The sequence below is a fragment of the Spectribacter acetivorans genome (genome assembly GCF_031846305.1).
Classification (GTDB): Bacteria; Pseudomonadota; Gammaproteobacteria; order Nevskiales; family Salinisphaeraceae; genus Spectribacter; species Spectribacter acetivorans.
In genome coordinates this window covers 1-1,186 of record NZ_JAVRHY010000035.1, presented here as the reverse complement: position 1 = coordinate 1,186, position 1,186 = coordinate 1, and the positions used below count along the sequence as shown (strand labels likewise).

Below are 1,186 nucleotides of genomic sequence, written 5' to 3'. Positions count from 1 at the left end.
TCACAATGGCCCAAAGGAGTGTCCATGTCCAAGCGAAGAAGATTCAGTACCGAGTTCAAGCGCGAAGCGGTTGAATTGACCCGCCACCCGGATGTCAGCGTGACCCAGGTCGCCCGAGACATTGGCATTGCCGCCAACCTGCTCAGTCGCTGGCGCCGCGAGATCGACGAGCAAGGCCGGACCGCCTTCGGCGGCACTGGTACGCCCCGCGACGAGGAGGTGGCCCGGCTCAAGCGGGAGAACGCGCGCCTGAAAAAGGAACGCGATTTTTTGCGAGACGCGGCCACATTCTTCGCCAGGGAATCGAATTGAAGTACCAGGCGATCGATGCTGGCCGCGGCGACTATCCGGTGCGGCTGATGTGCCGCTGTCTGCGCGTCTCGCACAGCGGTTTCTACGACTGGCAGAAACGCCGGCCCAGTGCTCGGATACGTGACAACGGCCGGCTACTGAGCCGCATTCGGGCGATCCATGCCGATCATCTCGGCGTGATGGGACGCCGGCGCATGCACGAAGAACTCGGCTTTGAAGGCGAACAGGCCAGTCTCAATCGGGTCGCACGCCTGATGCGCCGCCACGGCATCTACGGGATCCCCGTGGCCCGGGCCTGGCGCTACAAGCCATCGGGGCTGCGACCCATCGGCATTGCCAATCATCTTGAGCGCGACTTCGTCGCGCTCGAGCCCAACACCAAATGGGTGACCGACATCACCCAGATCCGCACCGCCGAAGGCTGGCTGTTTCTGTGCGTGGTGATCGACCTTTACAGCAAGCTCGTGATCGGCTGGTCGATGGGGGCGACGCAGCAGCGTCAGCTGGTGCTGGATGCGATCACCGCCGCGCTGGGACGTCGTGAGGACCCCGGCCAGCCGGTGATCCTGCATTCGGATCGCGGCACGCAATTCACCAGTCATGAGGTGCAGGGCTTTCTCAAAGACCAGAATCTCGTCAGCAGCATGAGTGCGGTCGGCCACTGCGGTGATAACGCCGCCTGCGAGGGCTTTTTCGGCGTGCTCAAGCGCGAGCGGGTCCGCCGACGGAAATACCTGACCCGAGCCCAGGCTCGCTCAGACGTCTTCGACTACATCGAGCGATTTCACAACCCGAGGATGCAACGTAGACTCGATAAACTCGATCAGCAGTTTCACGCCCTTTCCAAACCGTCCGTGTGAGCGGGACCGAACCC

The 1,186-nt window shown here is 62.6% G+C and carries 1 protein-coding gene; it reads left to right on the top strand.

Annotated elements, in window-relative coordinates:
* Nucleotides 1-24 precede the first annotated feature (24 nt).
* Nucleotides 25-1,172, top strand: a protein-coding gene (locus tag RM531_RS15970) for an IS3 family transposase (protein WP_311660720.1) whose coding sequence is annotated in 2 segments (ribosomal slippage) — nt 25-265 and nt 265-1,172 — 1,149 coding nt in all. Because the reading frame shifts where the segments join, the coding sequence is not laid out codon by codon here.
* The last annotated feature ends 14 nt before the right edge of the window (nt 1,173-1,186 follow it).